The organism is Aquiflexum sp. (assembly GCF_977115555.1).
Genome location: NZ_CDSBKL010000590.1, coordinates 1 through 1865 on the forward strand (window position 1 = coordinate 1; position 1865 = coordinate 1865).

The window sequence follows — 1865 nt, forward strand, 5'->3', positions numbered from 1 at the left end:
TCTACTCTTTTGTTGCTCAAGCTGGCGATAGCATTATTTTTAGTAGCTTAGGATATCAAACGGCTTTGTTTGTCATACCGGATACACTAACGACCAACAGATATTCAATTATTCTGTGAAGTATAAGTGTTTTAGCTCCAATTCATTTTTACAAGCACTTGAGATTATCGATAACCAAAATCCTACTTATGCTACTTCACAGGTAAGGGCCATGAGGTATATGCAGAACAGGGAATATGACAAAGCCCAGCCGGTATTAGAAAAGGCCCTGACCTTGGCAGAAAATGATGTCCAAAAGGCAGAAATCCATTACGATCTCGCAAAGGTGCATGCTCAGGCTGGAAGAAAAACTGCAGCAAGGGCATCTGCATTAGAAGCAGCTAAATTAGATGGTGATAAGGCAAAAGAGGCATGGCTTCTAATTGCTCAAATGTATATGAGTTCCTCTCAAGATTGTAAAAAAGGAATCAGCAGGGTGGATGATCAGGCAGTCTATATTGCGGCTTACAATGCATATTCAAGAGCCGGGGACAGTAAGGGTATGGCTGAAGCCAGGGCAAGATTCCCATCTAGGGAAGAATTGTTTACTGAAAGTAGGCAGGTTGGTGAGACTGTAACTCTTGGTTGCTGGATAGGAGAAACTGTTACTTTGGCTACAAGGGATTGATCATCTCCAAAATTATAAAATGAAGGCAGTCCAAGTTGGCTGCCTTTTTTTATGGCCTCGGTCATTTACCAATCTTTCCTATCTTTGCAGTCATGAGTATCCTTGGTAGATTTTCATTTGCTTTTGTTGGGCTTTTATTTTGTTTGTCTTCTTGCGGAGAGGAAGTAGACAGCAGTATTTTGGAGACTTATAATGGCCCGATTAGTTTGGCTTTCGACATTGAGCTTTTACATAGTGACTCGACCATCATCCGGACTCAAGTCAAGGCCAAAAAGCAAATGGAGTTTGGAACCGGAGATCTGGAATTTCCCGAAGGCATAGAAATCTTCTTTTTTGACAAGGAAGGCAATACCATCAACACGATGCGAGCTGACAAGGGGTTCTATGACAAAACCAAAAACTTATATAGGGGAGAGGGAGATGTACAGGTTCACAATCTTGAAAAAGACCAGAAGCTTTCTTCTGAAGAGCTGTTTTGGGATCCGAATACAAAGAAAATCTATACTAGTAAATTTGTCACCATTCAGGAAAAAGAAACGATCTTCAACGGGACAGGGATGGAGGCAGATCAGGGATTCAATGAATATAAGTTATTTAAAGTAACCGACAGCAGGACGATTCTCCCCGGAGAAGGATTATAAACATGAAATTACCTGCTTTCTTACTCTTGTCACTCTCTGCAGCCTTGGTAATCATCGGCACGCACCTTACCATCACTTCAGGCCTGATGAGTTCCTATCCTGTATTCATGTTTGCAGTGGCTTTGCTCTTTTGGTACAGGTATAGAAGGAATGAAGCAAACTTAAAATCCGAGGAGGAAAAGCCCAACCCGATCAAAAAAATAAAAAGCCGAAAATCAAAATGATAGAATCACAATATCTCATCTACGTTGCACTTACCTTGCTTTTCTCTGCATTTTTTTCAGGGATGGAGATGGCTTTTGTATCTTCCAACAAACTTCAGATAGAACTTCAAAATAAACAGGGCTCTTTCTCGGGAAAAGTTCTTTCCAATTTCGTCAAAAAACCAGGGCAGTTTATCGGAACTACCTTGATCGGAAATACCATCGCGCTGGTCTTGTATGGTATTTTTATGGCCTATTTGCTCGAGCCTTGGATTGAATCCTGGCCTGAATCCTTTTTTCAAGGAAATTTTAACAATCAGGCTTATGTGGTCATTATCCAGACTGTACTGTCCA

Annotated in this window: 4 protein-coding genes; all 4 read left to right on the forward strand. The window is 41.0% G+C overall.

Annotated elements, in window-relative coordinates:
* Positions 1 to 115 precede the first annotated feature (115 nt).
* Positions 116 to 667 carry a hypothetical protein gene (locus ACZFYI_RS19855; protein ID WP_462525855.1) on the forward strand — a complete coding sequence of 184 codons (552 nt, stop codon included), beginning with the start codon at positions 116 to 118 and terminating at the stop codon, positions 665 to 667.
* Positions 668 to 759: 92 nt separating this feature from the next.
* Positions 760 to 1308: an LPS export ABC transporter periplasmic protein LptC gene (gene lptC / locus ACZFYI_RS19860; protein WP_462525856.1), complete on the forward strand. Its 549-nt coding sequence runs from the start codon at positions 760 to 762 to the stop codon at positions 1306 to 1308.
* A gap of 2 nt (positions 1309 to 1310) precedes the next feature.
* Entirely contained in the window at positions 1311 to 1532 is a 222-nt protein-coding gene (locus ACZFYI_RS19865; protein ID WP_462525857.1) for a hypothetical protein, read from the forward strand.
* On the forward strand, positions 1532 to 1865 hold a 334-nt coding region (locus ACZFYI_RS19870; protein WP_462525858.1), incomplete at its 3' end, for a CNNM domain-containing protein. The genes ACZFYI_RS19865 and ACZFYI_RS19870, both read left to right, overlap by 1 nt.

Coding starts and splice junctions, on each gene's coding strand:
- ACZFYI_RS19865 (WP_462525857.1), top strand. CDS start 1,311: ATGAAATTACCTGCTTTCTTACTCTTGTCACTCTCTGCAGCCTTGGTA.
- lptC (WP_462525856.1), top strand. CDS start 760: ATGAGTATCCTTGGTAGATTTTCATTTGCTTTTGTTGGGCTTTTATTT.